Source organism: Cupriavidus sp. GW823-FHT06D04 (assembly GCF_058795055.1).
Window position 1 is genome coordinate 1 of record NZ_JBXAHL010000009.1, and the last position, 24902, is coordinate 24902.

The 24902-nt window shown below is 64.7% G+C and carries 22 protein-coding genes, 1 tRNA gene and 1 pseudogene; 7 read left to right on the forward strand and 17 right to left on the reverse strand.

What is annotated here, in order from left to right; all coding sequences use genetic code 11:
• Positions 1-123: 123 nt before the first annotated feature.
• Both AC1Q7H_RS13780 and AC1Q7H_RS13785 read right to left on the reverse strand, forming a co-directional pair.
• On the reverse strand, positions 124-1704 hold the full coding sequence (locus AC1Q7H_RS13780) for an isocitrate lyase (protein WP_211979829.1): 1581 nt from the start codon (positions 1702-1704) through the stop codon (positions 124-126).
• A gap of 393 nt (positions 1705-2097) precedes the next feature.
• Positions 2098-2985, reverse strand: a complete 888-nt coding sequence (locus tag AC1Q7H_RS13785; RefSeq protein ID WP_492381397.1) for a helix-turn-helix domain-containing protein — start codon at positions 2983-2985, stop codon at positions 2098-2100.
• Positions 2986-3315: 330 nt separating this feature from the next.
• Between AC1Q7H_RS13785 and AC1Q7H_RS13790 the strand changes: the two genes are divergently transcribed.
• The 3 genes and pseudogenes from AC1Q7H_RS13790 to AC1Q7H_RS13800 all read left to right on the forward strand — a co-directional run bounded on the left by AC1Q7H_RS13790 (position 3316) and on the right by AC1Q7H_RS13800 (position 5569).
• Positions 3316-4137 carry an alpha/beta fold hydrolase gene (locus tag AC1Q7H_RS13790; RefSeq protein ID WP_211979831.1) on the forward strand — a complete coding sequence of 274 codons (822 nt, stop codon included), beginning with the start codon at positions 3316-3318 and terminating at the stop codon, positions 4135-4137.
• Between the two features lie 231 nt (positions 4138-4368).
• Positions 4369-4809, forward strand: a pseudogene (locus tag AC1Q7H_RS13795) (cysteine hydrolase family protein).
• A 64-nt stretch (positions 4810-4873) separates the two neighbouring features.
• Positions 4874-5569: a dienelactone hydrolase family protein gene (locus AC1Q7H_RS13800; protein WP_211982277.1), complete on the forward strand. Its 696-nt coding sequence runs from the start codon at positions 4874-4876 to the stop codon at positions 5567-5569.
• A 333-nt stretch (positions 5570-5902) separates the two neighbouring features.
• Here AC1Q7H_RS13800 and AC1Q7H_RS13805 read toward each other — a convergent pair whose 3' ends face one another.
• Positions 5903-6148: a DUF1484 family protein gene (locus AC1Q7H_RS13805; RefSeq protein ID WP_013957083.1), complete on the reverse strand. Its 246-nt coding sequence runs from the start codon at positions 6146-6148 to the stop codon at positions 5903-5905.
• Positions 6149-6644: 496 nt separating this feature from the next.
• On the opposite strand from AC1Q7H_RS13805, the gene AC1Q7H_RS13810 reads away from it, so the two are divergent.
• The gene (locus AC1Q7H_RS13810) at positions 6645-6869 is read left to right on the forward strand and encodes a helix-turn-helix domain-containing protein (protein WP_492381415.1); all 225 of its coding nucleotides are present in this window, start codon (positions 6645-6647) and stop codon (positions 6867-6869) included.
• Positions 6781-7551, forward strand: coding sequence for a LysR substrate-binding domain-containing protein (locus AC1Q7H_RS13815; RefSeq protein ID WP_492381398.1), 771 nt, complete (start codon positions 6781-6783; stop codon positions 7549-7551). The genes AC1Q7H_RS13810 and AC1Q7H_RS13815 overlap by 89 nt, the downstream gene beginning before the upstream one ends.
• Here the strand turns inward: AC1Q7H_RS13815 and AC1Q7H_RS13820 are convergent.
• The 4 genes from AC1Q7H_RS13820 to AC1Q7H_RS13835 form a co-directional block, all read right to left on the reverse strand.
• Positions 7548-9050: a M20/M25/M40 family metallo-hydrolase gene (locus tag AC1Q7H_RS13820; RefSeq protein WP_211979833.1), complete on the reverse strand. Its 1503-nt coding sequence runs from the start codon at positions 9048-9050 to the stop codon at positions 7548-7550. The genes AC1Q7H_RS13815 and AC1Q7H_RS13820 overlap by 4 nt on opposite strands.
• Positions 9051-9054: 4 nt before the next feature.
• Complete coding sequence (locus tag AC1Q7H_RS13825; protein ID WP_211979834.1) at positions 9055-10047, reverse strand: Bug family tripartite tricarboxylate transporter substrate binding protein; 993 nt, start codon at positions 10045-10047, stop codon at positions 9055-9057.
• A 269-nt stretch (positions 10048-10316) separates the two neighbouring features.
• On the reverse strand, positions 10317-11903 hold the full coding sequence (gene aceB / locus AC1Q7H_RS13830; protein WP_013957087.1) for a malate synthase A: 1587 nt from the start codon (positions 11901-11903) through the stop codon (positions 10317-10319).
• Positions 11904-11953: 50 nt separating this feature from the next.
• Positions 11954-12655 carry a haloacid dehalogenase type II gene (locus AC1Q7H_RS13835; RefSeq protein WP_013957088.1) on the reverse strand — a complete coding sequence of 234 codons (702 nt, stop codon included), beginning with the start codon at positions 12653-12655 and terminating at the stop codon, positions 11954-11956.
• A 272-nt stretch (positions 12656-12927) separates the two neighbouring features.
• Between AC1Q7H_RS13835 and AC1Q7H_RS13840 the strand changes: the two genes are divergently transcribed.
• Both AC1Q7H_RS13840 and AC1Q7H_RS13845 read left to right on the forward strand, forming a co-directional pair.
• Positions 12928-13878, forward strand: coding sequence for a LysR family transcriptional regulator (locus tag AC1Q7H_RS13840; protein ID WP_211979835.1), 951 nt, complete (start codon positions 12928-12930; stop codon positions 13876-13878).
• Between the two features lie 171 nt (positions 13879-14049).
• A complete protein-coding gene (locus AC1Q7H_RS13845; RefSeq protein ID WP_013957090.1) occupies positions 14050-14484 on the forward strand; it encodes a universal stress protein in 435 nt (144 codons plus the stop codon).
• A gap of 82 nt (positions 14485-14566) precedes the next feature.
• Here AC1Q7H_RS13845 and loiP read toward each other — a convergent pair whose 3' ends face one another.
• The 10 genes from loiP to AC1Q7H_RS13895 form a co-directional block, all read right to left on the reverse strand.
• Complete coding sequence (gene loiP, locus AC1Q7H_RS13850) at positions 14567-15328, reverse strand: metalloprotease LoiP (RefSeq protein ID WP_114134201.1); 762 nt, start codon at positions 15326-15328, stop codon at positions 14567-14569.
• Between the two features lie 245 nt (positions 15329-15573).
• Positions 15574-15649, reverse strand: a tRNA-Met gene (locus AC1Q7H_RS13855).
• 273 nt (positions 15650-15922) lie between these two features.
• Complete coding sequence (gene aceA / locus AC1Q7H_RS13860; protein WP_211979836.1) at positions 15923-17218, reverse strand: isocitrate lyase; 1296 nt, start codon at positions 17216-17218, stop codon at positions 15923-15925.
• 335 nt (positions 17219-17553) lie between these two features.
• Positions 17554-18507, reverse strand: a complete 954-nt coding sequence (locus tag AC1Q7H_RS13865) for an alpha/beta fold hydrolase (protein ID WP_228772356.1) — start codon at positions 18505-18507, stop codon at positions 17554-17556.
• A 97-nt stretch (positions 18508-18604) separates the two neighbouring features.
• Positions 18605-19021: a gamma-glutamylcyclotransferase family protein gene (locus AC1Q7H_RS13870; protein WP_013957094.1), complete on the reverse strand. Its 417-nt coding sequence runs from the start codon at positions 19019-19021 to the stop codon at positions 18605-18607.
• A 2-nt stretch (positions 19022-19023) separates the two neighbouring features.
• The gene (gene rraA, locus AC1Q7H_RS13875; RefSeq protein ID WP_211979837.1) at positions 19024-19521 is read right to left on the reverse strand and encodes a ribonuclease E activity regulator RraA; all 498 of its coding nucleotides are present in this window, start codon (positions 19519-19521) and stop codon (positions 19024-19026) included.
• A 48-nt stretch (positions 19522-19569) separates the two neighbouring features.
• Positions 19570-21309: a thiamine pyrophosphate-binding protein gene (locus AC1Q7H_RS13880; protein WP_492381399.1), complete on the reverse strand. Its 1740-nt coding sequence runs from the start codon at positions 21307-21309 to the stop codon at positions 19570-19572.
• Positions 21310-21361: 52 nt separating this feature from the next.
• On the reverse strand, positions 21362-22621 hold the full coding sequence (locus AC1Q7H_RS13885; protein ID WP_041227981.1) for an MFS transporter: 1260 nt from the start codon (positions 22619-22621) through the stop codon (positions 21362-21364).
• A gap of 133 nt (positions 22622-22754) precedes the next feature.
• Positions 22755-23579, reverse strand: a complete 825-nt coding sequence (locus tag AC1Q7H_RS13890; RefSeq protein WP_013957098.1) for a LytR/AlgR family response regulator transcription factor — start codon at positions 23577-23579, stop codon at positions 22755-22757.
• Positions 23580-23678: 99 nt separating this feature from the next.
• Positions 23679-24854: a sensor histidine kinase gene (locus tag AC1Q7H_RS13895; protein ID WP_013957099.1), complete on the reverse strand. Its 1176-nt coding sequence runs from the start codon at positions 24852-24854 to the stop codon at positions 23679-23681.
• Positions 24855-24902 lie beyond the last annotated feature (48 nt).

Consider the following 24902-nt stretch of genomic DNA (forward strand, 5'->3'; position numbering starts at 1 on the left):
CTAACACTTCCCCTTGCCGGGCGTGTAGGGGACTCCCACCCCCAAGTCAGTGCGCCCTGCCGGGCGCACCCAAAAAAACGCCAACCCGTATGGGTTGGCGTTTTGCTTGGGGTATTACCGGTATCAGAACTGGTTCATGGTGTTGTCTTTACCCGCCGCTTTCAGGGCCGCTTCGCCGCTGAAATACTCCTTGTGGTCGTCGCCGATGTCCGAGCCGGACATGTTCTGGTGCTTCACGCAGGCGATGCCCTGGCGGATTTCCTTGCGCTGCACGCCAGCCACATAACCCAGCATGCCCTGGTCGCCGAAGTATTCCTTGGCCAGGTTGTCGGTCGACAGTGCGGCGGTGTGGTAGGTCGGCAGCGTAATCAGGTGGTGGAAGATTCCTGCTTCGCGCGACGCGTCGGCCTGGAAGGTCCGGATCTTTTCGTCGGCGAGCTTCGCCAGTTCGGTCTGGTCGTATTCAACGCTCATCAGCTGGGCGCGGTCATATGCCGACACATCCTTGCCCGCGGCTTTCAGCGCGTCATACGCCTGCTGGCGGAAGTTCAGGGTCCAGTTGAATGACGGGCTGTTGTTGTACACCAGCTTGGCGTTCGGGATGACCTTGCGAATCTCGCTGACCATGCCGCCGATCTGGGCGATATGCGGTTTTTCGGTTTCGATCCAGAGCAGGTCAGCGCCGTTTTGCAGTGCGGTGACGCAATCCAGTACGCAGCGCGCTTCGCCCGTGCCGGCGCGGAACTGGAACAGGTTGCTAGGCAGGCGCTTGGGACGCAGCAGCTTGCCGTCGCGCTTGATGATGACGTCACCATTACCCAGTGCGTCGGCCGACAATTCTTCGCAATCGAGGAAGGAATTGTATTGGTCGCCCAGGTCGCCCGGCGTGTGGGTCACGGCGATCTGCTTGGTCAGGCCGGCACCCAGCGAGTCGGTACGGGCCACGATGATGCCGTCGTCCACGCCCAGTTCCAGGAAGGCGTAGCGGATGGCGCGGATCTTGGCCAGGAAGTCCTCATGCGGCACGGTGACCTTGCCATCCTGGTGGCCGCACTGCTTCTCGTCGGACACCTGGTTTTCGATCTGAATGCAGCATGCGCCCGCTTCGATGAACTGCTTGGCCAGCAGGTACGTTGCTTCGGCGTTGCCAAAACCCGCGTCGATGTCCGCGATGATGGGCACGACGTGGGTGACGTGGTTGTCGATCTTCGCCTGGATGGCGGCCTTGGCAGGGCCTTGGGCAGCGTCCAGCTCGCGGAACAGGCCGCCCAGTTCACGGGCGTCAGCCTGGCGCAGGAAGGTGTACAGCTCGCGGATCAGCGCGCTGACGGAGGTTTTTTCGTGCATCGACTGGTCCGGCAGCGGGCCGAACTCGGAGCGCAGCGCAGCCACCATCCAGCCGGACAGGTAAAGGTAGCGGCGCTCGGTGCTGTTGAAGTGCTTCTTGATGGAGATCATCTTCTGCTGGCCGATGAAGCCGTGCCAGCAGCCCAGCGACTGGGTGTACTTCGACGAGTCGGCATCGTAGGCGGCCATGTCGGCGCGCATGATCTTGGCGGTGTATTTGGCGATGTCCAGGCCCGTTTTGAACTTGTTCTGGGCACGCATGCGGGCGGCATACTCGGGATTGATGGCATTCCACGCGCTGCCGTGGTTCTCTTTCAAACCAGCAACTGCCTTGATGTCGTCTTGATACTGGGCCATGGGAATTTCCTAAGAAGAAATTGAGAAAAAAGTTGAGTGTGCTGGCGGATGTCGAGGCAAGCAGCGTGGGTTCATTGTAGGGCGTTCTTGATGCGTGGCGGCAAAGTCTTATATAAGACATAAGAGTTGATTTTCCCTTATTTTTCAATGAGATAGATTGCAAATTTCGCAATGTGGAACACTTTTTCAGAGAACGAAAAATAGCGCCGGGGGAAACACGGCGTAAATTCCACAATGTGAAACGCGCTTTCAGCTGTCGGAGGCAGGGGCGAGCACGGACGGTTGGTTTGCATCTGTCGGCATGCGCGCTACCATCGCGATCCGGCCATCCAGTGGTTACGCACGCAGGTCTTCTAGCCGTTCTTCAAGTAGGTGCCCAGGCCGGGCATCGGCCTAGTGCGGCGCCTGCATGCCGAGATGCGACGCGCGCAGCGTCTGGCTGGGCAGTACGCCGAACAGCCGGCGGTACTGCATGGCGAACCGGCCGATGTCCCAGACCCCGAAGCGCATGCAGATGCTCGTGACCGTCTCGCCTGCTTTGGCATGCAACAGCGCCTGGCGCGCGCGGTGCAAGCGGTGGAGCACCAGATACCGGTGGGGGCTGATGCCGACGTACCGGTTGAACACGTTGCGAATGGTACGTTCCGAGGCACTGGTGGCCGCGCATAGGTCTTCAAGCAGGATGGGCGTGTGCCGCGCCGCTGCCAGGAAATCCATGGCCTGGCTCAGGATGCGACGGTGATTCTGGTGCCTGGCAGTGTCGGTACTGCGCGCTGCCAGCGGCAGCAGGGTGTTGAACGCGTGCCGGAGGAGTTCGCTGCGCGCGGTCTGCTCGCCAGCCGGGTGATGCAACTGGGTAGACTGGCAATCATCGATGAAGAGCAGGCGCCGGGTCAGCGCAAGCAAGGCGCCCAGGCTTGGACCGCCGGTCAAGACAAGATTGCGGGCGAGACATGACAAGTCGGCACTGTCGGCATGTGCCGCCATCCACCGGCAGACGAGCTCGCATGACATGGAGATTGTCATCCAGCTTGCCGGGCGGCTGGCATCTATATGGAACATGCGGTCCGGCGCCATCCAGCCGATTGCGTGGCGGTCGAACCGGCGCCCGTCAACCACCGTGCATTCATGTCCGCTCAGCGGCAGGAACAGGTTGAAGCATCCCGGCATGCCTGCGCCACTGTAGATCGTCGCGGCGCCTTCCTGTCCGGCCATCAAGGCAACGCCATTCAGTTCGAGCACACGCAGGCGCCAGTCCCGTCGCTGCGCCGAGCGCAGCATGTACCGGCCGTTTACGCCATACAGTGACGCTTCGAATTCATCGAACTCCGCATAGCTGGCCTTGGTCATCGTCACCCTCTTGCGCTCAAGTGGATTGGAGTGCCCTGCGGCGGGATGGCTGACACCTGGCGAAGGCTCGGCAAGGCGCCATCCGATTTGCCGATTTTACGTAGCGACTGGCCAGAGTCCAGGAGAATAATTCCGTCACCGCGATGGTTGCCGACCGTGAAGCAGGCTGCCATGTCGACAGCGCACAGGCTGGCGACGATCGCACACATCGGGTCCTCGAGCCGCCGCGGGCTTTCCAATCCCCTTCAGACGGAGCAAGCCATGGGAACGATTACAACCAGGGACGGGACCGAGATCTACCTCAAGGACTGGGGCGCGGGGCAACCAATCGTCTTTCATCACGGCTGGCCCCTGACCGCCGACGACTGGGATGCCCAGCTTCACTTCTTCCTGGCCAGGGGGTTCCGGGTCATTGCGCACGATCGCCGCGGCCACGGCCGCTCCACGCAGACCGCCATCGGCAATGAGATGGACACCTACGCCGCCGACGTAGCCGCGCTCGTTGGGCACCTCGATCTGAAGGACGCTGTCCATGTCGGCCACTCGACTGGCGGCGGCGAAGTGGCGCGCTATGTCGCGAAGCATGGCGCCGGGCGCGTGGCCAAGGCGGTCCTGATCGGTGCCGTACCGCCGATCATGGTCAAGACGGACGCCAATCCGGGGGGCTTGCCGGTGGAGGTGTTTGACGGCTTCCGCGAGCGGGTAGCGATCGACCGCGCCCAGTTCTACAAGGAAGTGCCGGTGCCCTTCTATGGCTACAACCGCGACGGCGCGAAGGTCTCGGAAGGCGTGAAGGACAACTGGTGGCGACAGGGCATGATGGGCGGGGTCAAGGCCCAATACGATTGCATCAAGGCGTTCTCGGAAACTGACTTCACCGAAGACCTGAAGGCCATCGACGTGCCGGTGCTAGTCATGCACGGCGACGACGACCAGATCGTGCCCATCGGGGCCTCGGCCCTGTTGAGCGCGGAGCTGCTGCGCAACGGCACCCTGAAGGTCTACAAGGGCCTGGCGCATGGCATGTGCACGACCCATCCGGATCTCATCAACAACGATCTGCTGGCGTTCGTGCAACGCTGACCAGTGTCGCAGAGGCACGATTGCCAGTGCCGGGGAGGACGATCATGACAGGACCCGCCTACACCAGCGAGTCCACCGGGCTTCTGCTGGTGGATCCGTACAACGCTTTCCTGCGCGAAGGCGGCAAGCTGAACGGCCTGGCCAAGCAGGTGGTCGGACAAACTCGGGACGCTGGCAAATCTGCGTGCGGTGACCAGCGCGGCGCGTTAGCGCGGCATACAGGTATTCTACGTGCCGCACCATCGCGCCCGCCCGGACGAGCATCTCGGCTGGCAGCGCGCCAGCCCCTACCAGCTCGGTCCCAGCCGCGCGCAGGTCTTTGCCGAAGGCACCTGGGGCGGGGACTGGCATCCTGATTTCCGCCCCATGGCCGGCAACGTGATTGTCCATGAGCACTGGGGCGGCAGCGGCTTCGCCAACACGGACCTGGATTTCCAGCTCAAGCAGCACGACATCCGGCAGGTCATCCTGATGGGCTAGCTGGCAAACACCTGCATCGAAGCCATGGGGCGGTTCGCGGCGGAACTTGGCTACCATGTGACCCTGGTGCGGAACGCGACCGCGGCATTCTCGCCGGAAGCCTTGCATGCCGCGCATGAGATCAACGGGCCCACGTTCGCGCATGCCATCCTGACCACCGCCGAATTGCTCGCCGCGCTGGGCGCGCGCTGACGGGGAATTGCGCTACATTGATGGCTGCCCGCATGGGCAAAACCCCCGCATAACAGGAGGCATCATGGGCGAGTACACATCGATCGACGTTCCGGACGGCAACTTCCGGGCCTACCTTGCCAGGCCGACATCAGCGGCAAGCGGCAAGGCCATAGTGGTGATCCAGGAGATCTTCGGCATCAACGACGACATGCGCGCCATTTGCGATCATTTCGCGCAACACGGTTTCACCGCCATCTGCCCGGATCTCTACTGGCGCCAGGAGCCGAACGTCGAACTCACCGACAAGAGCGATGCGGAATGGCAGAAGGCCCTGGCGCTCTACCAGGCCTTCGATGTCGATGCGGGCGTGGGCGACCTGGATGCGACCATCCAGTTCACGCGGCGGCTGGACGGCGTTACCGGCGGCGTGGGCACGGTCGGCTACTGCCTTGGCGGACTGCTGGCATTCCTGACCGCAGTCCGCACCAACGCCGAAGCGGCTGTCTCCTACTACGGCGTCGGCATCGACAAGCATCTCGGCGAGGCCGCGACGTTCACCACGCCGCTGCTGATGCATATCGCCGAGGAAGATGAATTCGTGCCGCCGGAAGCGCGGGCGCGGATCGTCGCGGTGCTGTCGGACAAGCCCAATGTCGAGATACACACGTATCCCGGCTGCATGCACGCCTTCGCGCGAAACCAGGGCGTCCACTATGTCGCCGACGCCGCCAAACGGGCCAATGCCCAGACGCTTTCGTTCTTCCAGGCAATGCCATAGCCTGCGCCGCAACCACGCTACGTCCGGCGGGACCGGGGACGGCGCCGTTGAACCCAATGCTCCCTTGGATCGTCAAGTCAGCTTCGCCGGATGAGGCTTGCGTGAATGGATCAAAAACGCAACGCCGTAGCCAGGCGGCTCAATGAACGTCCGCGCAAGACACTAGACTTCGATACACCGGCGGAACGATTTCATCAATCTGTTGCATCGACCGGTTGATTCCACAGCCGGAGTCGGTCAGCCGCTTTGCAAACAGACCCACTGTTGTTCGCGAATAGCCAGAGGGAAAGACCGCCGCCTAAGCTGCGGCCTTCCATCCGGCCAGAGCATTTCTCATCCACCGGCAACATCAGAACCCAACTCACTCGTCCGGAGAAGCTCCTCCGCAGTCTGATCAAGCTGCGCTTTGAGCATCGCCACCAGACAATGCACGCCGTGGCACACCTCTGACCGTTCGCTTTCAACTTCCAGCAGGGACAGGACGCAGCCCAGGCCGGCGCTGACGCGTCCAAGCGAGTACAGGCAGTCTGGAATGGCGGCCAGGATGATGTCTTGTTTCGAAGCGGTTTGGTCTTGCATTGCGAGCTCCTAGGGAAGGTTGGAGGACCCGCCTGATGCACTCAGTTGGAGGGTGGCGGGCCTGACAGCGGGGGTAGCAATACCGGCAATCCAAGGGAGCCCGGCCAGCCTTTCGGCTGCCCCGCCCGGCCCGCCGTTGAAAGAGAGCCAGCACATGCGCGGAGACGAGGCCGTATGAAACGGCGATCCCTTGGAGCTGTTCAGGTTGCTACGCCCGGTCGCCGTTGTTTCGGCGACGGGTCTAGTGTTGCCGTCCCTTGTGTCTGTGGCGATAAGAGGATTCGCAATCGTCCCGATGGTTCTTCGTCAGCACTAGACATCGGCACGCGTACTTCATGCTGTACGATGGCCATTGAACTGGCATCCGCCATAGTGTCTACACCGCTGTTGCAAGAGGCGCGCTTCAGCGGCGAACAGGACATACTCGTCGCCTGTCCGACGTGACAGCAGCCCATTGCTGAACGCGACACAGGACTTTGCTTACCGCCCCCTCGACATGGACATCTCCACGCGCGACCTACGCGCCTTCCTGGCCTTGATCGAAGCGCGCAACTTCACGCGCGCCGCCAGTGTGTTGGCGCTCTCGCAGCCGGCCTTCAGCGCCCTGATCGCGGCCCTGGAAAACCACGTAGGTGCGAAGCTGTTCGTGCTCCACGCGTACCATCACGCTGACACCGGAAGGCAAGCTCTTTGCCGAACACGCGGCCCGGCTGCTGGCTGAGATCAACGATGCGGTCGGCAGCGTGCGCGACCATGCTTCGCTCAAGCGCGGCCGGACCACGGTTGCCGTGATACCGAGCCTTGCCGGCGGCTGGTTTCCGGACATCCTGCAGTCATTCGCGCGCCTGCACCCGAACGTCAGCGTGCTGCTGCGAGACGAGTTCTCGCACGAAGCGATCGCCGCCGCGCGCGACGGCGACGCGGACTTCGCCATCGCGACACCGGCAGAGCCCATGATGCCCGGCATGCGGCTCGCTCATTTCCACGCGGACCGTTTCTCGGTGATCTGCCCCAAGGGACATCCCCTCGCCACGCGCCGCACGCTCAAGCCAAGGGACCTGTTGCCCTATCCCTTCATTGCCGCACCGCGCGGCAGCGTCGCCATGGCGCGGCTTGTCGCCAGGATCGCGCCTGCGCGGCTGAATGTCGTGCACGAAGTCGAGCACCTGCACACGATGCTGGGCATGGTGCGTGCTGGCGTGGGCATCAGCGTCGCTCCCAACCTGGCGCTGCAGGCACTCGCGCTGCGTGATCAGGTTGCGATTCCGCTAGACCGCAGCCTGACGCGGGACATCTACCTGGTCACGCGCGAGCCGCCCAATTTCTCTGCCGCGGCGGCGGCGCTGTTCGACTTCATCCAGGATCATCCGCCCGACACGGCGCCGCGCACGCGTAAGTGCTAGAACGGATGGGTCAGCAATCGGCGCAGCGTGCGGATGCCGTCGATGTAGTTGCCCAGACGCAGGTTCTCGTCGTGGCTGTGCTGGTTGTTGTCAGCGTTGACCAGCGGCAGCAGCACGCACGGGACGCCGAGTTCGCGCACCGCAATGCCGGTGGGAACCGAGCCGCCCATCATGCGGATGCACACCGGCGCTTCGCCATGCGCCGCGACCAGTGCTCCTTCCACCCAGCGGCACACGGGCTCGTCGGCCGGGGTACGCACCGCATGGGCCATACCGTTGAAGCGTGGCTGCACCAGGCGCGCCAGTTTTGGGTACCGTCGGCGATCATCCTCGGTGGGCTCGCCCTCGATCAGGTGGAAGCCCTGCGCCAGGACGTGCGCGCGCAGCAGCCCGAACAGCCGTTCCGGGTCTGTCTCCGGCACGGTGCGGACATCGAATGTTGCCGTGGCTTGCGCGGGAATGATCGTGCGCGCCGCTGCGCCGACCTGAGCGGCAGCGATGCCCACCACGTTGAGCGTCGGGTACTGCAGCGCTTCTTGGTATGTCCCGCCCACGCGCTCCGGCTGCGCAATGCCGGCACGCGCGCGCAAGACACCATCGTCGTCCGGCACGCTTTCGAGCTGGCGGCGGTAGTCGTCGGTCAACGCAATGCCGTCGTAGAACCCGTCCACCCGCACCTTGCCATCGTCGTCTTTCATCGACGCCAGCAACATTGCCAGGCGGAACACAGGGTTCGCCGCGTAGTTGCCGAACTGGCCGCTATGCAGGTCGCGGCGGGGGCCAAATACGGTCAGCGTGGTCATGAACGCGCCGCGATTGCCGAGGATCATGGTGGGGCGATTGCTGGCGTGCATCGAGCCGTCGAGCACCAGCATCGCGTCAGCCTTCAGGGCCTCGCGGTTGGCCGACACCACCGTCCCGAGGTTGGGCGCGCCGATCTCCTCTTCGCTGTCGAGCAGCACCTTGAGATGCACCGACGTGCCGCGCGCCTCTTCGGCCAGGCTGTCCAACGCAGCCAGCAGCATCATGATGGGCCCCTTGTCATCCGCCACCGCGCGCGCCACGAGCCGCGCATCGCGATCGATCTCGTCGCCGACAAGCGCATCGGAAGGATCGATGTATGCGACATCCGGCATCGACCAAGAGGGGCGCAGCGTTGGCTGCCACGGGCTGGGCTGGCTCCATGGCTGGTTGGCCACGGGCTGCGCATCCATATGCATGTAGCAGAGGATGGTTGGCGCTGCCGGATCCGGGCAGCGGCGCCCGGCCAGCAGCATGGGACGTTCGCCGTTTGATAGCGACGTCACCGCGAAGCCGCGGCGCGCGAATGCCTGCGACAGCCAGTCGGCCGTCTTGCATACGTCCGCGGCATCGGCTGTCACATTCGGCAGCCTCAGGAGCGCGAGAAACTCGCGCCAGCTCGCGCGCGCGGCCTGTACGGCGCGCACATCTTCAGTCGCATAGTCCGGCGCGGCGCGCATAGTGGATTGAGCCGGCATCGCGTCACTCCATGCGGATGTTTGCATCCCGCGCCAACTGGCGGAACTGCGTGATCTCTGCGCGCGTCCTGCGCCGGAACTCCTCCGCGCCGCCAGACAGCGTTTCCAGGCCCTGCTTGGCCAGGACTTCGCGATACTCTGCGTCCTGCACGATCGCACGCAACTCCGCCTGCAGCCGATCTACGATCGGCGCCGGGGTGCCCTTGGGCGCGACCAGCCCATACCAGAACGAGGCTCCGCCACTGGCGACGCCCACCTCGGCGAATGTCGGCACGTTGGGTAGCAATGGTGAACGCGTGGCCGAACTAATCGCCAGCGGACGCAGCTTGCCGGCATTGATATTCCCCTGCACGACCGCCACCGGATCGATACTCAGGTCGATCTGCCCGCCGATGACATCGGTTAAGACCTGCGCGCTGCCCTTGTACGGCACCGCCGTCATGTCCGCCTTGATGCTGCGGGCGATCATCGCGCCCACCAGGTGGGGTGCGGAGCCGGGACCGAAGGTGCCGTAGGTCACGCCAGCGCCTCCGGCATTGGCCTGCCTGGCGATATCGGCGAAGCTATGGATCTTGCCAGCGGCGCGCGTCGATACCACCACGGCGGTCTGCGCCACTATGCCGATCGGCGTCCAGGTCGTGTCGGGATTCAGCGGCAGGTCCTGCCGCAGCGCCGGCAGCACGGAGAAAGTGGTCGAACCCGAATACAGCAACGTCAGCCCATCCCGCGCAGCCTTGGCGACGAATTCGCTGCCAATCGCCGTCACCGCACCGGCACGGTTTTCGACGATCACGGGTTGGCCCAGGCGAGCCTGGAGCTTGGAGGCCAGCGCTCGCGCCGCGATGTCGGTCGTACCGCCCGCACCGAACGGTACGACGATCCTGACCGGACGCTGGGGATAAGGGTCGGCATCAGAGGCGATGGCGGCAAGCGGGACGCCTGACAGAGAGATCAGAAGCGCAACGCCAAGGCGTCGACGCAGGGGGGCAACAAGCATGACGGGAACTCGTGGGGGGATCTGTCTTGCATGCACTCTACGTTTCCGCAACTGAGTTGTGAAATCGATTGTTCAGGTCAAACTATTTGTTTTTCAGATCGAAAATCTGCGCCCTAACACGTCTAGTTGCCAGTATTTGACCATTCGTCATTCGTCTGACAGGCCGACGACCGCATGGGCCCGCAACAATCCTGACATGGAGGGAGACTCCCAAAAGAAAAAACCGCAGCCAAAGCTGCGGTTTTTCATCCTGCTAGAGCCCTACCCGCTCAAACTTCCTCATACAGCGGCAGCGTCAGGAACTCAGCAAAATCCTCCGACGTAGACATCTGCTCAAAAATCTCGGCAGCCCGGTCATACGTCTTGGTATCGCCACCCACCAGTGCCTTCACCTTCGCCAGCTCTTCCGGAATCAGCTTGCGCACCAGCTCAGCGGTCACCTTGGTGCCGTCTTCCAGCTTGCCCTTCGGCGAGCGGATCCACTGCCACACCTGCGAGCGCGAGATCTCGGCGGTAGCAGCATCTTCCATCAGGTTGTGGATCGGCACGCAGCCGTTACCGTCCAGCCAGGCGCCCAAGTAGTGGATGCCGACGTTGATGTTCATGCGCAGGCCGTGCTCGGTGATCGGCGTTTCTGGCTTGAAGTCGAGCAGGTCGGCGCCCTTCACTTGCACGTCCGGGCGTTGCTTGCCGAACTGGTTGGGCTTGTCGCCCAGCACTGCCACGAATTCCTTCATGGCCGGCTCGACTAGGCCCGGATGGGCCACCCAGCCGCCGTCGTAGCCGTCGGTGGCGTCGCGGCGCTTGTCGCTGATGATGCCTTCCATGGCGATGGCGTTCTTCTCCGGATCGTTCTTGATCGGGATCAGCGCGCTCATGCCGCCCATGGCGGGAGCGCCACGGTGGTGGCAGGTCTTGAGCAGCAGCAGCGCGTAGGCGCGCATGAACGGCGCGGTCATGGTGACCTTGGCGCGGTCGGCCAGGCAGAAGTCCTTGTCGTTCTTGAACTTCTTGATGCACGAGAAGATGTAGTCCCAGCGGCCGGCGTTCAGGCCCGCGCTGTGCTCGCGCAGTTCATACAGGATTTCGTCCATCTCGAACGCCGCCAGGATCGTTTCGATCAGGACGGTGGCCTTGATGGTGCCTTGCGGTAGGCTGATTTCGTTCTGCGCCATCACGAAGATGTCGTTCCACAGGCGTGCTTCCAGATGGCTTTCCATCTTGGGCAGGTAGAAGAACGGGCCGGCGCCGCGGGCGATCTGCTCCTTGGCGTTGTGGAACAGGAACAGCGCGAAGTCGAAGATGCCGCCCGAAATGCGCTTGCCGTCGATGGTGACGTGCTTCTCGTCCAGGTGCCAGCCGCGCGGACGCACTTGCAGGGTGGCGATCTTGTCGTTCAGCTTGTATTGCTTGCCCTTGGATTCCAGGGTCAGCGTGCGGCGCACGGCGGCCTTCAGGTTGACCTGGCCCTGCAGCTGGTTGTGCCAGTTGGGGGTGTTGGAATCCTCGAAGTCGGTCATGTAGCTGTCAGCGCCCGAGTTGAAGGCGTTGATGACCATCTTGGCCTCGACCGGGCCGGTGATTTCCACGCGGCGGCATTCCAGGGCCTGGGGGATCGGGGCAACTTTCCAGTCGCCTTCACGGATGCTCTTGGTTTCCGGCAGGAAGTCAGGGATCTCACCGGCGTCCAGGCGCTTGGCGCGTTCCACGCGCGCGGCCAGCAGTTCCTGACGGCGCGGCTCAAAGGCGCGGTGCAGCTTGTCTACCAGGGCCAGGGCTTCCGGCGTGAGGATATCTTCGTAGGCCGGCAGGATCTCGCCGGTAATCTTCATGCCCGCGGGCAGCGTGATAGCCATCAGTCTTCTCCTGTGTTCGATAGCGATAAGGCTTGGTTGAAGGGACCCTGCTACACCGCCACGCCACGGGCGCGGACGAATTCCAGCAGGTCGTTCATGTCGTGCCCGGTGCCGGAGGGGGCTACGTCGAGCCGCTCCGCCGGATGGCCGGCACGGTTGATCCAGAACGTGGTGTAGCCGAACCAGGTGGCGCCGCAGGCGTCCCAGCCGTTGGATGAGACAAAGAGCATCTCTTCCGCGGGCAGGCTGAAGGCTTGCGGCCCCAGCGCGTAGGTGGCCGGCGCGGTCTTGTACTGGCGCACGGCGTCCACCGACAGCACGTGGTCGAACAGGCCATGCATGCCGGAGCTCTTGACCGAGATGTCCAGCATCTCGGCATTGCCGTTGGACAGGATGCCCAGCGGCAGCCTGGCGCGGCGCAGGCGCTTGAGCGCTCCCAGGTTCTCCGGGAACGCGGACAGGCACGCATATTCCTTGAGCAGCTGCGCTTCGGCGGCTTCGTCCAGCGTCAGGCTCAGGCGCTCGGCTGCGTAGCGCAGCGCGTCCACGGTGATCGCCCAGAACGGCTTGTAGCGCGAGCCATCGGGGGCGGCCATGGTGCGGATGCGCGTGTAGTCGATCTGCCGGTCCCGCCACAGCAGCGCCAGCGCCTCGCCGCGGCCCGGGAACAGTTGTTCCGCGCGCGCGGTGACGGAATACACGTCGAACAGCGTGCCATAGGCATCGAAGACGACTGCGCGGATCTTGTTCATGAGGGCCTGGGCAACCTGCAACGGTACGGGCGACTGGGTGGATGGACGAGCAGACCACAGCTGCGTGGCTCTGTACACCATTGAATGCATCGAATTGTAGGGAGACGCTGCAGTGCGGCAAAGTGGTCGCGGGTCACTTGATCTTTTACTTTTAGGCCACTAATCTTGGCTGACTAAAACAAAACTCCGCACCAAATTCTCCTCACTGCCGGCCATATGGACGCAACGCCACCGATTGTGTGCCCATGCCGGCACACAGCAGGCAAACATTTGTGGACCATTTCAAACAACTGGAGACCTTTGTATCCGTCGCGTCGCGCGGCAGCCTTTCCGCAGCGGCGGCGGCCGAAGGCGTGGCGCCGGCCATCATCGGGCGGCGCATCGACGCGCTGGAGGAGCGCCTGGGCGTCAAACTGCTGGTACGGACCACGCGCAAGATCAGCCTGACCTTTGAAGGCTCTGCCTTCCTGGAAGACTGCCAGCGCATCCTGAACGACCTGCACAACGCCGAGGCCAGCGTCTCTGCCGGCGGGGTCAAGGCCAGCGGGCACCTGCGCGTGACCGCCCCGGCGGGCTATGGCCGCAAGCACGTGGCGCCGCTGGTGCCGCTGTTTATTGAGTCGCACCCGGACGTTTCGATCACGCTGGACCTGTCTGACCGCGTGGTCGACCTGGTCAATGAAGGCTTCGACTGCGCCATCCGCCTGGGCGACCTGCCCGACTCCAGCCTGGTATCGATCCGGCTGGCGGAAACGCGCCGCGTGGTGGTGGCCTCGCCCGAGTACCTGGCGCGCGCCGGGCGTCCCGGCGCGCCGGAAGACCTGCAGCGCCACAACTGCCTTGCCTTTGGCGCCAGCGCCAATGTGCAGCGTGGCTGGGTGTTCCAGGAGGAAGGCCGCGCGGTCACGGTCAAGGTGGGCGGCACCATGGAATGCAGCGACGGCGCGGTGCTGCATGAGTGGTGCCTGCAAGGCAACGGGCTGGCGTGGCGCTCCTGGTGGGAGGTGGGCAGCGAGATCGGCAGCGGGCGGCTGGTGACGGTACTGGATGAGTTCCAGGCGCCGCCGATCGGCATCCACGCGGTGTTTCCGCAGCGCAAGCACCTGCCGCTGCGGGTGCGGCTGTTTATCGATCACCTGAAGAACACCTACGGCAACCCGTCCTACTGGCGCCGTGCCGAACAGGCCGCGGCCATGCCGGTTGCGGAGGTCCTGGCGGACTGAGGAATGGGGCGCATGCGGGTGTACTGAGACACTTTCATTGCAATTGATTCCGCGCAATGCCCTTCTCGGCACACTGACTACAATGGATTCGTGACAGGCGCTTCCCGTCGCCCCGGCAACCACCGAGCTGGCTGCCCTGCCCCGATCCCCTAGTCAGAAAAGGAGCCCCGCATGTTCCAACATATCCTGCTACCCACCGACGGCTCGGAACTCTCCAAGAAAGCCATCAACGGCGGACTGGAGCTCGCCAAGGCCATCGGCGCGCGCATCACAGCCTATGTCTGCCTGGAGGAGTACCCCTACACGCCGTTCAGCGAAATCGTGGTCGAGGCCCCGCAGTCCTTCAAGGACCGCATCGAGAACCAGGCCAAGCTATACCTGAAAGAGGTCGAGAACCTGGCCACGGCGGCGGGCGTGACCTTCGATGCCGATATGTCGACCTTTGCCGTGCCCTACCTGGGCATCATCGACGCTGCCGAGCGCCATGGCTGCGATGTGATCTTCATGGCGTCGCACGGCCGGCGCGGCTTGTCCGGCCTGTTGCTGGGCAGCGAGACGCAGAAGGTGCTGACGCATACCGACATCCCCGTGATCGTCTACCGCTGACCCCCGGCGCATAGCGCCAGCAAAGCAAAACCGCCCGCACCGGCATGATCGGTGCGGGCGGTTTTTTGCTTGCGCAGTCCGCTTACGAAGCCTTGCTGATGCGCTGCTCGATATGCTTGGCGCGGTCTTCCGAGCCCGGGTGCGACGAGAACATGCTGGACTTGCCGCCGTCCAGCTTGGCCAGCTTCTGGAACGCCGTCACCAGGCCACGCGTGTTGGCCTTGTTCTTGGTCAGCAGGTCGAAGGAATAGTCATCCGCCGCGCTTTCCTGCGACTGCGAGAACTGCGCATTGATCAGCTGCTCGCCCAGTTCGCCCAGTTGCGACTGCGACAGCGCCGCCACCGCACTGTTGCCGGCAGCTGCTGCTGCGCCGCGTGCGGCCGTGGCCGTGTACGCAACCTGCATGGCCTTCTTGGTGTGGCCCAGCGCCACGTGGCCCAGCTCATGGCCCAGCACGCCACGCACTTCGTCGTCGGTCATCATGTCCATCAGGCCGCTGTAGACGCGCACGCAGCCGTTGGCCATGGCCCAGGCGTTGACGTCCTTGGTCATGTAGACCTTGGCGTTGACGTTGGGCACATCGCTGTTCTTCAGCCCGCTCATGATCTTGACCAGGCGCTTGCTGTAGGTGGTGTTGGCAGCAGCGATCTTGTTGGTCTTGTCCGATTCAGCGCAAGCTTGGTCGGACAGGCTCTTGACGTCGGCGTCAGACAGCGTGGCGGCCTTGGCCAGCGACGTGCCGGCGCTCATCACGCCATCGAGATTGGTGGGCATGCCGCCGGAACAGCCGGCCAGCAGTGCCGCCGCGACGGCGCAGGAAGCGAGCGAGAGAGATGCTTTCATGATGTTGTTCTTGGTGAGTAGCTCGGAAGTGCCGATAAAGGCCCCGGCACTTTAAGCCATCCTTCTTACGGCGGGAATCACCCAAATGCTGCAAGTCGCCAAAAATGACAATTTATTGCATTCCAGCAGATTCGCGCCCGCCGCAAGCCCAGCGCTTCGATGCCGGCTCACGGCAATGCATCTCTTCGACCAGGTCGCCAATACAAAAAAACCCGCGCGGCGCGAACCGGGCGGGCTTTCGAATCTGGTTGCGGGGGCAGGACTTGAACCTGCGACCTTCGGGTTATGAGCCCGACGAGCTGCCAACTGCTCCACCCCGCGGGGCGCAATATACGCGAGTTGGCAGCATCTGGATACCCTTGAATGAGAAAAGCCGCTCCGGCGTGAACCTGGCCAGGCTTGGGAGGCAACTCTGCATAGCTTTGAGTCTTGAACACCCGTTGAACGGCAACCCGCCAACCCTCCCCGCGTCGGAAAATAAAAAAACGCGCCGTCCCTGAGAGAGAACGGCGCGGCGCCTAAATCAGAAAGCGTGATGGTCGCACGCCTTCTTTAACCGCCGGACCCACGTTCCGGCGGGGGTGACCAGGAGAGTCAGGCCACTTTCTTGTCTTCGAAGAACTGTTCGTTTTCGGTCGAACCTTTCAGGGCGGTCGTCGACGACTGGCCGCCTTCGATGGTCTGGGTCACGGCGTCGAAGTAGCCGGTGCCGACTTCGCGCTGGTGCTTGACCGCGGTGAAGCCCTTCTCGGCTGCCTTAAACTCGGCTTCCTGCAGTTCCACGAACGCGCTCATCTGGTTGCGGGCGTAGCCGTAGGCCAGGTTGAACATCGAGTAGTTCAGCGAGTGGAAGCCGGCCAGGGTGATGAACTGGAACTTGTAGCCCATAGCGCCCAGTTCCCTCTGGAACTTGGCGATGGTGGCGTCGTCCAGGTTCTTCTTCCAGTTGAACGACGGCGAGCAGTTGTAGGCCAGCATCTTGCCTGGGAACTTGGCGTGCACGGCTTCGGCAAACTTCTTGGCGAACTCGAGGTCCGGCTTGCCGGTTTCGCACCACACCAGGTCAGCCACTTCAGCGTAGGCCAGGGCGCGCGAGATCGACTGCTCCAGGCCGTTGCGCACGCGGTAGAAACCTTCCACGGTGCGCTCGCCGGTGCAGAACGGCTTGTCGTTCTCGTCTACGTCCGAGGTCAGCAGGTCGGCGGCCTCGGCGTCGGTACGGGCGATCACCAGGGTCGGCACGCCCGAGACGTCGGCGGCCAGGCGGGCAGCGGTCAGCTTGGCGACGGCTTCGCGGGTCGGCACCAGCACCTTGCCGCCCATGTGGCCGCACTTCTTCACCGAAGCGAGTTGGTCTTCGAAGTGCACGCCGGCGGCGCCCGCTTCGATCATCGACTTCATCAGTTCGAACGCATTCAGCACGCCGCCGAAGCCGGCTTCAGCATCCGCCACGATCGGGGCGAAGAAGTCGGTGTCGCCCTTGCCTTCGCTCCACTGGATCTGGTCGGCGCGCTGGAAGGTGTTGTTGATGCGCTTGACGACTTGCGGCACCGAGTTGGCCGGGTACAGCGACTGGTCGGGGTACATTTCACCGGCCAGGTTGGCGTCGCCTGCGACTTGCCACCCCGACAGGTAGATGGCCTTCAGGCCGGCCTTCACTTGCTGCATGGCCTGGTTGCCGGTCAGCGCGCCCAGCGAGTTGACGAACGGCTCGGTGTGCAACAGGTTCCACAGCTTCTCGGAGCCGCGGCGTGCCAGAGTGTGTTCGACCTGAACCGAACCACGCAGGCGCACCACGTCTTCGGCGGTGAAGTTGCGCTTGATACCCTTCCAGCGGGGATTGGTATCCCAGTCTTTCTGCAGGGCCTGGATCTGTTCTTGGCGGGTCATGGTCACTCTCCTGATGATGCGGGGATGGCTGAGAATCTCTTGACCACCTGGCCTGGGCTGATCGCGGTGCTGCTGCGTGGGTCGCTGTTTTTCGCGCCTCAGGTCATAGGTCTTATATAAGAGTGTAGAAAACCCTCCCGCGTTGCAACAACCTTGATCTGCGATTGTCGCTTAGTTTTTTATCTCAATAATTCAATGACTTAGCGATTTTATTTCACAATACGGGACATGATCTTCCATCATGAGAAATGGTGTTGTGCTACGCAAACCATGTATTTTTGCGGTCCAAAACATCTTTCCACATTGTGAAAAATGCGCAGAATGCGCTGCCTCCGCTAGCGGATGCGCGCGGCAAACAGCTCCGGTGAGGCAGGCTCCCCTTCCATATGCTCGACAAATTCCCGCACCATGGCGGCAAACCCCTGGGCGTCGGCCAGCGGCAGCCAATGGTGCGCGGGCACGGTGCGGCGCCAGAGTTGCGTGGTCCAGCGGTGCAGGTCTTCGGTCAGCGCCGGCTTCACATACCGGTCATGCAACGGCACGATCACCTGCACCGGCGCATGGGCATGACGCTGGCGCGGGGCACGCAGCACGGGCAGGAAGTTGGCGCGGTACAAGCGCACGCCGTGGCAGCCGTCGGCAGTTTGTGTGGGACTGGGCGCCGTGCGCAGGTCCTCGGTCAGGCGCAGGTAGTGCGGCCACGCACGGCCCAGCCACAGCCGCCAGGTCAGTTCAGGCAGCCACGGCAGGTGGAAGGCGCCGATATACCAGGATGCCGCCAGCTGCCTCAATGTCTTGCCCAACGCAGCCAGCGACCGCTGCCCGCGTAGTTCGCGCAGGCCGATTGCCGCGTGGTCCAGGCATGGGCCGGAGCAGGAGGTAAATGAGGCGATGCGCCCTTGCAGGCGTGCATCGGTGACGAACTCCCAGCTCTGGATCGAACCCCAGTCGTGGCCCACCAGGTGCACCGGGCGCTGCGGCGAGACCTCATCGATGACTGCGATGAAGTCATCGGCAAGCTTCTGCAGCCTGTAAGCGTCTGTCGCACGCGGCGTGGTTGAGCGCCCTGCCCCGCGCACGTCATAGGCCACCACATGGAAGCGCCCCGCCAACTGCGCCGCCACGCCGTGCCAGACCTCGCTGCTGTCGGGATAGCCGTGCACCAGGACGATGGTGGGCCGCCCTGGCCCGGGCTCACCCCAACTGGTGGCGGACAGCCGCACGTCGCCGGCGTGGATAAAGAACTGCTGGGGGAAGACCTGCGGCTGCAGGGATTGCGGAGCGTTCATGGCCGTCGATTCCATTGGTCGATGTCATCGACGGCCATGCTACGCAAAAGCAAACGGCGCCGCGAATCGGCGCCGTTTGTTTGAAACGAGCCGGGGCTCAGGCCTCGGCCGTATCGCGTGCGCGGCGATAGGCCACCCAGTCGCCGCTGACGATGCGCGGCAGCGTGGCCACGGCCGACTCGGCCACTGGATAGAGCAGGCAGGCAACCGGCTGCCCATCCTGCAACACGGCCCGTTCCTCGCGCACGAACAGCGTGGCCTGGCCGGGATAAACCTCTTCGATCTCGTCGAGCACTGGCAACAGCGCGTCGGCAATCTCGTAGAGATCGCCCACGACCGGCCCGCCACCGGCGTCCAGCACCAGGCCGGGATAGGTGCCGAAGTCATAGAGCCTGCCGGCCACCGTACCCGTGCCCAGCAGCGTGGGCGCGGCAATGCCGTGGCGCTGGGCGGCGGCGTTCAGGTCGTTGACCTCGCCGGCACGCAGCGTGCCGTAGACAAAGACGCGCGGCATGCTCAGTTCCCCAGCTTTTCGTCCGAGACCAGCACGCCGTCGGCGTCGACGTAGATCCAGTTGCCCGGGCGCACCACGGCGCCGGGCATCTGCACCGCGACGTCGCTTTCGCCGACGTTGCGCTTCTGGCTTTTCTGCGGATGCACGGCCAGCGCGCGGATGCCGATGTCGCACACGTCCAGCTCGGCGGTATCGCGGATGCAGCCGTTGACGACGATGCCGACCCAGCCGTTCTTCTCGGCCAGCAGGCCAAGGTTGCCACCCACCAGCGCGCAGCGCAGCGAGCCGCCGCCGTCGATCACCAGCACGCGGCCCTGCCCCGGCGCTTCCAGCGCGGCGCGCACCAGCGAGTTGTCTTCGAACACCTTGAGCGTGGCCGCGGGGCCGGCAAAGGCGCCCTGCTTGCCGAAGACTCGGAACACCGGCGCCATCACGCGCAGGGTGCCGTCGGCAAGGCGGTCTTCATGCGCGTCGCACAGGTCGGTGGTGACGGGCTTCATCGATGGTCTCCTGATAGGTAAGAAAGAATCCGCTCGGGCCGCACCGGCTCATGGCTTCTGACTGGCCAGCGCCTGCGCGCGGATCGCGCTCAGCGTGGTGCGCGGCGTGATCACATCCGGGTCCACCTGGATCTCGATCAGCGTCGAGACCGGCGCGGCCAATGCCTCGCGCAATGCCGGGGCAAAGGCTTCGGTCGTGGTTACGGTTGCGCCGCGCGCACCATATGCGCGTGCCAGCGCGGCAAAGTCGGGGTTGTGCAGCTCGGTGCCCGAGACATGGGTCGGGTATTCGCGTTCCTGGTGCATCCGGATGGTGCCGTACATGCCGTTATTGACGACGATGAAGATCACCGGCGCCTGGTATTGCATCGACGTAGCGAGTTCCTGGCCATTCATCAGGAAGCAGCCATCGCCGGCCAGCGCCACCACGGTGCGCTGTGGGAACGCGATCTTGGCACCGACCGCCGCCGGCACGCCATAGCCCATCGCGCCACTGGTCGGGGCCAGCTGGCCGCGGCCGCCGCTGGTGAACGGGCGATAGTGGAAATAGCGGTGCAGCCAGCCAGCGTAGTTGCCGGCGCCATTGGTCACGACCGCGTCGGCCGGCAGCAGCTGGTCCAGCGTGCGGATGACTTCGGCCATGTCGACGCCCTGACCCGTGAACGCGGGCGGCTGCAGGTAGCGTTCATAGTCGGCATGCGCGGCTGCAGTCCACGCCTGCCAGCGCGGCGCGGCGGCGGGCTGCAGACCGGCCAGGCGCGCGCCAATGGCCGGCATCGATGCCTGGATCATCAGGTCGGCCTGGTAGACGCTGCCCAGTTCCTCGGCGCCGGCGTGCACGTGGATCAGTTTTTGCGCGGGCCGCGGCGCGGCGATCAGCGCGTAGCCGCCGGTGGTCATCTCGCCCAGGCGCGGGCCAATGGCCAGCACCAGGTCGGCATTGCGGACGCGCTCGGCCAGCGCCGGGTTGATGCCGATGCCGACATCGCCGGCGTAGTTGGGATGGCGGTTGTCGAACAGGTCCTGGCCGCGGAAGGCGCAGCCCACCGGCAGCGCGAAGCGCTCGGCAAAGGCCTGCAGGTCGGCGCAGGCCTGCGGCGTCCAGCCGCTGCCGCCAGCCAGCACGAATGGGCGCTCGGCGGCGTTGAGCATCTCGGCCAGCCGCGCCAGGTCGGCCTCGCCAGGCCAGCTCATGACGCGCTGGTAGGCCTGCAGCTGCGGCACGGCGGCAGTCTGCGCCAGCATGTCCTCGGGCAGCGCCAGCACCACCGGGCCCGGACGGCCCGAGGTGGCGGTCTGGTAGGCGCGCGCAATGTATTCGGGGATGCGTTCGACCCGGTCGATTTGCGCCACCCACTTGGCCATCTGGCCGAACATGCGGCGATAGTCGATTTCCTGGAAGGCCTCGCGGTCCATGAAGTCGGTGCCGACCTGGCCGATGAAGAGGATCATCGGCGTCGAGTCCTGGAAGGCGGTGTGCACGCCGATGCTGGCATTGGTGGCGCCCGGCCCGCGCGTGCAGAAGGCCAGCCCGGGGCGGCCGGTCAGCTTGCCGTAGGCCTCGGCCATGACTGCGGCCCCGCCCTCCTGGCGGCAGATGATGAAGCGCAACTGGTCGCGGCGGCGGTGGAAGCCGTCCAGCACGGCCAGGTAGCTTTCGCCCGGCACGCCGAAGGCCAGCTCGGCGCCGTGCGCCAGCAGCGCATCGACCAGGATATGGCCGCCCGGCAGCGGGGTGCCGTGTTCGGAATCGTCAGGCTGGGTGGCATTGGCCGGCGTCATTGACATGAAAGCATCCTCAGGCAATCGAATTCGGAAGGCGGTGCTTGGGTGGCCCGGGCTAGGCGGCCTCCGCCTGGCCCGCCGCGCCGCGGCGCGAGCGGTTGCCGTTGCCCACCGTCACCGCGGTGAAGATCGACAGCAACTGGAAGCCGCCGATCATGAAAAACACCCAGGCCGGCAGCTTTGCATCCATTAGCGCACCGAAGAACAACGGGCCGCACGCCAGGCCGATATCCAGGCCCGAGTAGACCACGCCATAGACACGCCCGGTGGCACCGGCGGGGGCGGCCGCGCGCACCAGCAGGTCGCGCGACGGCCCGGCAGTTCCGGCGCCAAAGCCGATCACGCCCATCAGCACCGGCACCAGCAGTGCCGGCACCAGGTCCAGCCCGACCAGCACCGCCATCAGCCCCGACACCGTGAAGCTCACCGCGATCAACCGGTCATGGTTGCTGGTGCGGCTGGCGGCAAAGCCGCCGACGATCATGCCGCCGGCGCTGCACAGCATGTAGATGGTGTAGGACGCGGTCGCCAGCGTGAACGGCATGCCGTACAGGTAGGTCAGCGCGGTCGGGGCAAAGCTCTGGATGCCGGCGGCGGAGAACGTGGTCAGCAGGAAGAAGGCCCAGCACACCCACACCTGCGGCAGGCGCAGGAAGCCCAGCACGCTTCCGCCCGCCGCAGCCTTGGCCGCGGGCCGGCCCACGGCGCCCTGCACTTCGCGCGGGTCCAGCACATGGCGCAGCGCCACCAGCACGGCCAGCACGATAAAGGCCACCGCCGAGGCCGCCGCCAGTGCCACGCGCCAGCTGGCCAGGTTGGCAATCGCCACCAGGAACAGCGGCGCCGCCGCCCAGCCCAGGTTGCCGGAAATGCCGTGCACCGAGAACGCGTGGCCCAGCCGGGGTTGCGACACATGCTTGTTTAGCAGCGTGAAGTCGGCCGGGTGGAACACGCCATTGCCCAGCCCCGCCACGGCCGCACCGAACAGCAGCGCGGCGTAGCCGGAACTGGTCGACAGCAGCAAGGCCGCGGCGCCCAGGAAGGCCAGCCCGGCAAACAGCACCGGCCGCGCGCCGAAGCGGTCGACCACAAAGCCTGACGCGGTCTGCACCACCGCCGATACCGCGAAGAACACCGTCATCAGCAGGCCCAGCTCGGCATAGCTCAGGCCGAATTCCGCCTTGATCCATGGGAACAGCGGGGCCAGCAACAGGTGGTAGAAGTGGGAGACCCCGTGGGCCAGGCCGACCAGCCCGATCACCTGGGCATCATGACGAAGGGGATTGCGCGTGGGATCGAGTGCGGCAGTGGACATGGCGCTGGTGGCAGGGGCTATGCGGCAGGACGGAAGGCGGCAGCCCAAAAAAATACGGGCCGAAGCCCGCATCATAGAGGAAAACCCCTGCCCTCTGCAGCCAGGTGGCGGCCACGCTGCCCGCCGACCGCGCTTACATCTGCTTGAACAGGTGCGCGTACTGGCGCGCCACCGGCAGCAGTTCAGGACGGTCGCGCAGCCGCAGCGACAGCCGTCCCAGCGACTGGTTGACCGCGCTGGCCACGCAGGTGATGTTGACCACCGTGCCGCGATGCACCTGCCAGAAGCGCTCCGGGTCCAGCTGCTGGGTCAGCTCGCGCAGGCTGGTGCGGATCAGCGCTTCGCCGGCGCCGGAAACCACGTTGACGTACTTGTCGGTGGCCTCCAGGTAGATGACTTCGTCCACGGGGATGATGCGCACCTCCTGCCCCACCAGCGCCTTGATAAAGCGCAGGTACTGCCGCTGCGGCGCACCGCCCGGGCCCGGGGTGGCGTGCTCCAGCGATTCCAGGCGCGCCAGCAACTGGCCGAGCCGGTCCGTCTCCGCGATCGAGGCTTCGGACTCGGTGTCTTCATCGTCAGCGGGACCGGCCAACCGGTCCTTCAGGCGCTGCACCGTGGCCTCCAGCCGTTCGCGCTGCACCGGCTTGAGCACATAGTCCACCGCGGCGCGCTCGAATGCCTCCAGCGCGAACTGGTCGTAAGCGGTCACGAAGACCACCAGCGGCGGGGTGTCGAATTCGATCAATTCGCGCGCCACGTCCATGCCGCTCATGCCCGGCATGCGGATATCCAGGAAGGCCACGCGCGGCTGGTGCTCGCGCGCCGCCGCCAGCGCGGCCACGCCATCGTGGACCACGGAAACGATACGGGCCTCGGGCCACAGCGACGTCAGTTCGGATTCCAGCACGCGCGCCAGCAGCGCTTCGTCATCGGCGATCAGAAGGGTCGGGGTCATGGGGGCGTTGGGGTGGTAGATGGGTCCTGGCGTTGTCAGCGGCACCGCCACGGGCGGTGCCAGCCGTTCTTCTTGTCAGGCGTGCTGGCAGGCGGGCGCTCAGAGCCGTTGCATGGCCGGGGTCGATACTGGCATGCCCTCCGGCACGCTGGTGACTGTCTGGGTCAGGGTGGGCGCTTCGGCCGGGCGCTCCAGCGGCAGCGTCAGCCGCACCACCACGCCGCGCGGGGTGTTCTCTTCCATCTGCATGGAGGCCGCCGCGCCAAAGATGCGCGCCAGCCGCTCGCGCACATGGGTGATGCCCAGGCCCGAGCCCTTGCCCGAGGCATGGCCGAAGCCGACGCCGGTATCGGCGATGACGACCTGCACCGCATTGTCGCCGGCCGCGCGCGCCGACAACTGGATATGGCCGCCGATCATGCAGGGCTCGATGCCGTGCGTGACCGCGTTTTCCACCAGCGGCTGGATCAGCATGGGCGGGATCTCTACCTTCGCCAGTTCCCGCGGCAGGTCAATGTCGAACGAGAGCCGCTGGCCGAAGCGCATACCCTGGATGTCCAGGTAGCTGCGCAGCAGCTCGAACTCCTGCCGCAGCGTGCATTGCTCGGCGCGGGTATGTGCCAGCGACATGCGCAGGAAACCGATCAGGCGCTGCAGCAGCTGGCGCGCGGCGGGCGGGTCGGTGGCGATCAACCCGTCGAGGTTGGCCAGCGAGTTGAACAGGAAATGCGGCTCGATCTGCGCCTGCAGCGCCATCAGCTGTGCGCGCACCAGTTGCTTTTCAGCTTCCTCGCGCTGCAGGGCGTCCAGCGCGGCTTGACGCTCCAGCGAGGCCAGCTTCTCGCGCGACCAGTAGAAATAGATCATCGAGGCCGCGGCCAGCATGCCCACCACCAGGCACATGCGCAGCATGCCGCCGGCTTCGTCCGCCGATTTGGGCGGCAGGTCCAGCACCACGCGCGTGGCCCAACTGCCGAACACCACGCCTGCGGGCACCGCGGCGGCGGCCAGCAGCAGGAAGGGCCAGCGGCGCGGCCGGTCGTTCCACCAGATCACCACGCGCGGAATGTCGATCAGCACCCAGATCGACAGGCCGATCAGCTGGCTGTAGACAAAGTTGTGCCACAGGCTGCCGCCGGTCTGGAAGCCGTAGTTCAGGCTGATGGCGATCACCGAGTTCATGCACAGCACGAACAGCAGGTCGCGCCCGAGGATATTGAGCCGGGAGGGGATGGCGGTGGCGACGTTGGAGAAGCAGCGGTCCATGGCGTTCATGTTAGCGCGGACTGAGCCTGGCGCAATGCGGGAATGTGATGAGGCGGG

Excerpts from the sequence above, each read along its gene's own strand:
- AC1Q7H_RS13865 (WP_228772356.1), bottom strand. The coding sequence starts at position 18,507 with ATGAACGCTCCGCAATCCCTGCAGCCGCAGGTCTTCCCCCAGCAGTTC.
- aceA (WP_211979836.1), bottom strand. The coding sequence starts at position 17,218 with ATGACCCGCCAAGAACAGATCCAGGCCCTGCAGAAAGACTGGGATACC.
- AC1Q7H_RS13820 (WP_211979833.1), bottom strand. The coding sequence starts at position 9,050 with ATGCCGGCTCAATCCACTATGCGCGCCGCGCCGGACTATGCGACTGAA.
- AC1Q7H_RS13845 (WP_013957090.1), top strand. The coding sequence starts at position 14,050 with ATGTTCCAACATATCCTGCTACCCACCGACGGCTCGGAACTCTCCAAG.
- AC1Q7H_RS13785 (WP_492381397.1), bottom strand. The coding sequence starts at position 2,985 with ATGCTGCGCTCGGCGCAGCGACGGGACTGGCGCCTGCGTGTGCTCGAA.
- AC1Q7H_RS13895 (WP_013957099.1), bottom strand. The coding sequence starts at position 24,854 with ATGAACGCCATGGACCGCTGCTTCTCCAACGTCGCCACCGCCATCCCC.
- AC1Q7H_RS13810 (WP_492381415.1), top strand. The coding sequence starts at position 6,645 with ATGGACATCTCCACGCGCGACCTACGCGCCTTCCTGGCCTTGATCGAA.
- AC1Q7H_RS13885 (WP_041227981.1), bottom strand. The coding sequence starts at position 22,621 with ATGTCCACTGCCGCACTCGATCCCACGCGCAATCCCCTTCGTCATGAT.
- AC1Q7H_RS13805 (WP_013957083.1), bottom strand. The coding sequence starts at position 6,148 with ATGCAAGACCAAACCGCTTCGAAACAAGACATCATCCTGGCCGCCATT.
- AC1Q7H_RS13835 (WP_013957088.1), bottom strand. The coding sequence starts at position 12,655 with ATGAACAAGATCCGCGCAGTCGTCTTCGATGCCTATGGCACGCTGTTC.
- aceB (WP_013957087.1), bottom strand. The coding sequence starts at position 11,903 with ATGGCTATCACGCTGCCCGCGGGCATGAAGATTACCGGCGAGATCCTG.
- AC1Q7H_RS13825 (WP_211979834.1), bottom strand. The coding sequence starts at position 10,047 with ATGCTTGTTGCCCCCCTGCGTCGACGCCTTGGCGTTGCGCTTCTGATC.
- rraA (WP_211979837.1), bottom strand. The coding sequence starts at position 19,521 with ATGAAGCCCGTCACCACCGACCTGTGCGACGCGCATGAAGACCGCCTT.
- AC1Q7H_RS13780 (WP_211979829.1), bottom strand. The coding sequence starts at position 1,704 with ATGGCCCAGTATCAAGACGACATCAAGGCAGTTGCTGGTTTGAAAGAG.
- loiP (WP_114134201.1), bottom strand. The coding sequence starts at position 15,328 with ATGAAAGCATCTCTCTCGCTCGCTTCCTGCGCCGTCGCGGCGGCACTG.
- AC1Q7H_RS13800 (WP_211982277.1), top strand. The coding sequence starts at position 4,874 with ATGGGCGAGTACACATCGATCGACGTTCCGGACGGCAACTTCCGGGCC.
- AC1Q7H_RS13790 (WP_211979831.1), top strand. The coding sequence starts at position 3,316 with ATGGGAACGATTACAACCAGGGACGGGACCGAGATCTACCTCAAGGAC.
- AC1Q7H_RS13880 (WP_492381399.1), bottom strand. The coding sequence starts at position 21,309 with ATGTCAATGACGCCGGCCAATGCCACCCAGCCTGACGATTCCGAACAC.
- AC1Q7H_RS13890 (WP_013957098.1), bottom strand. The coding sequence starts at position 23,579 with ATGACCCCGACCCTTCTGATCGCCGATGACGAAGCGCTGCTGGCGCGC.
- AC1Q7H_RS13870 (WP_013957094.1), bottom strand. The coding sequence starts at position 19,021 with ATGCCGCGCGTCTTTGTCTACGGCACGCTGCGTGCCGGCGAGGTCAAC.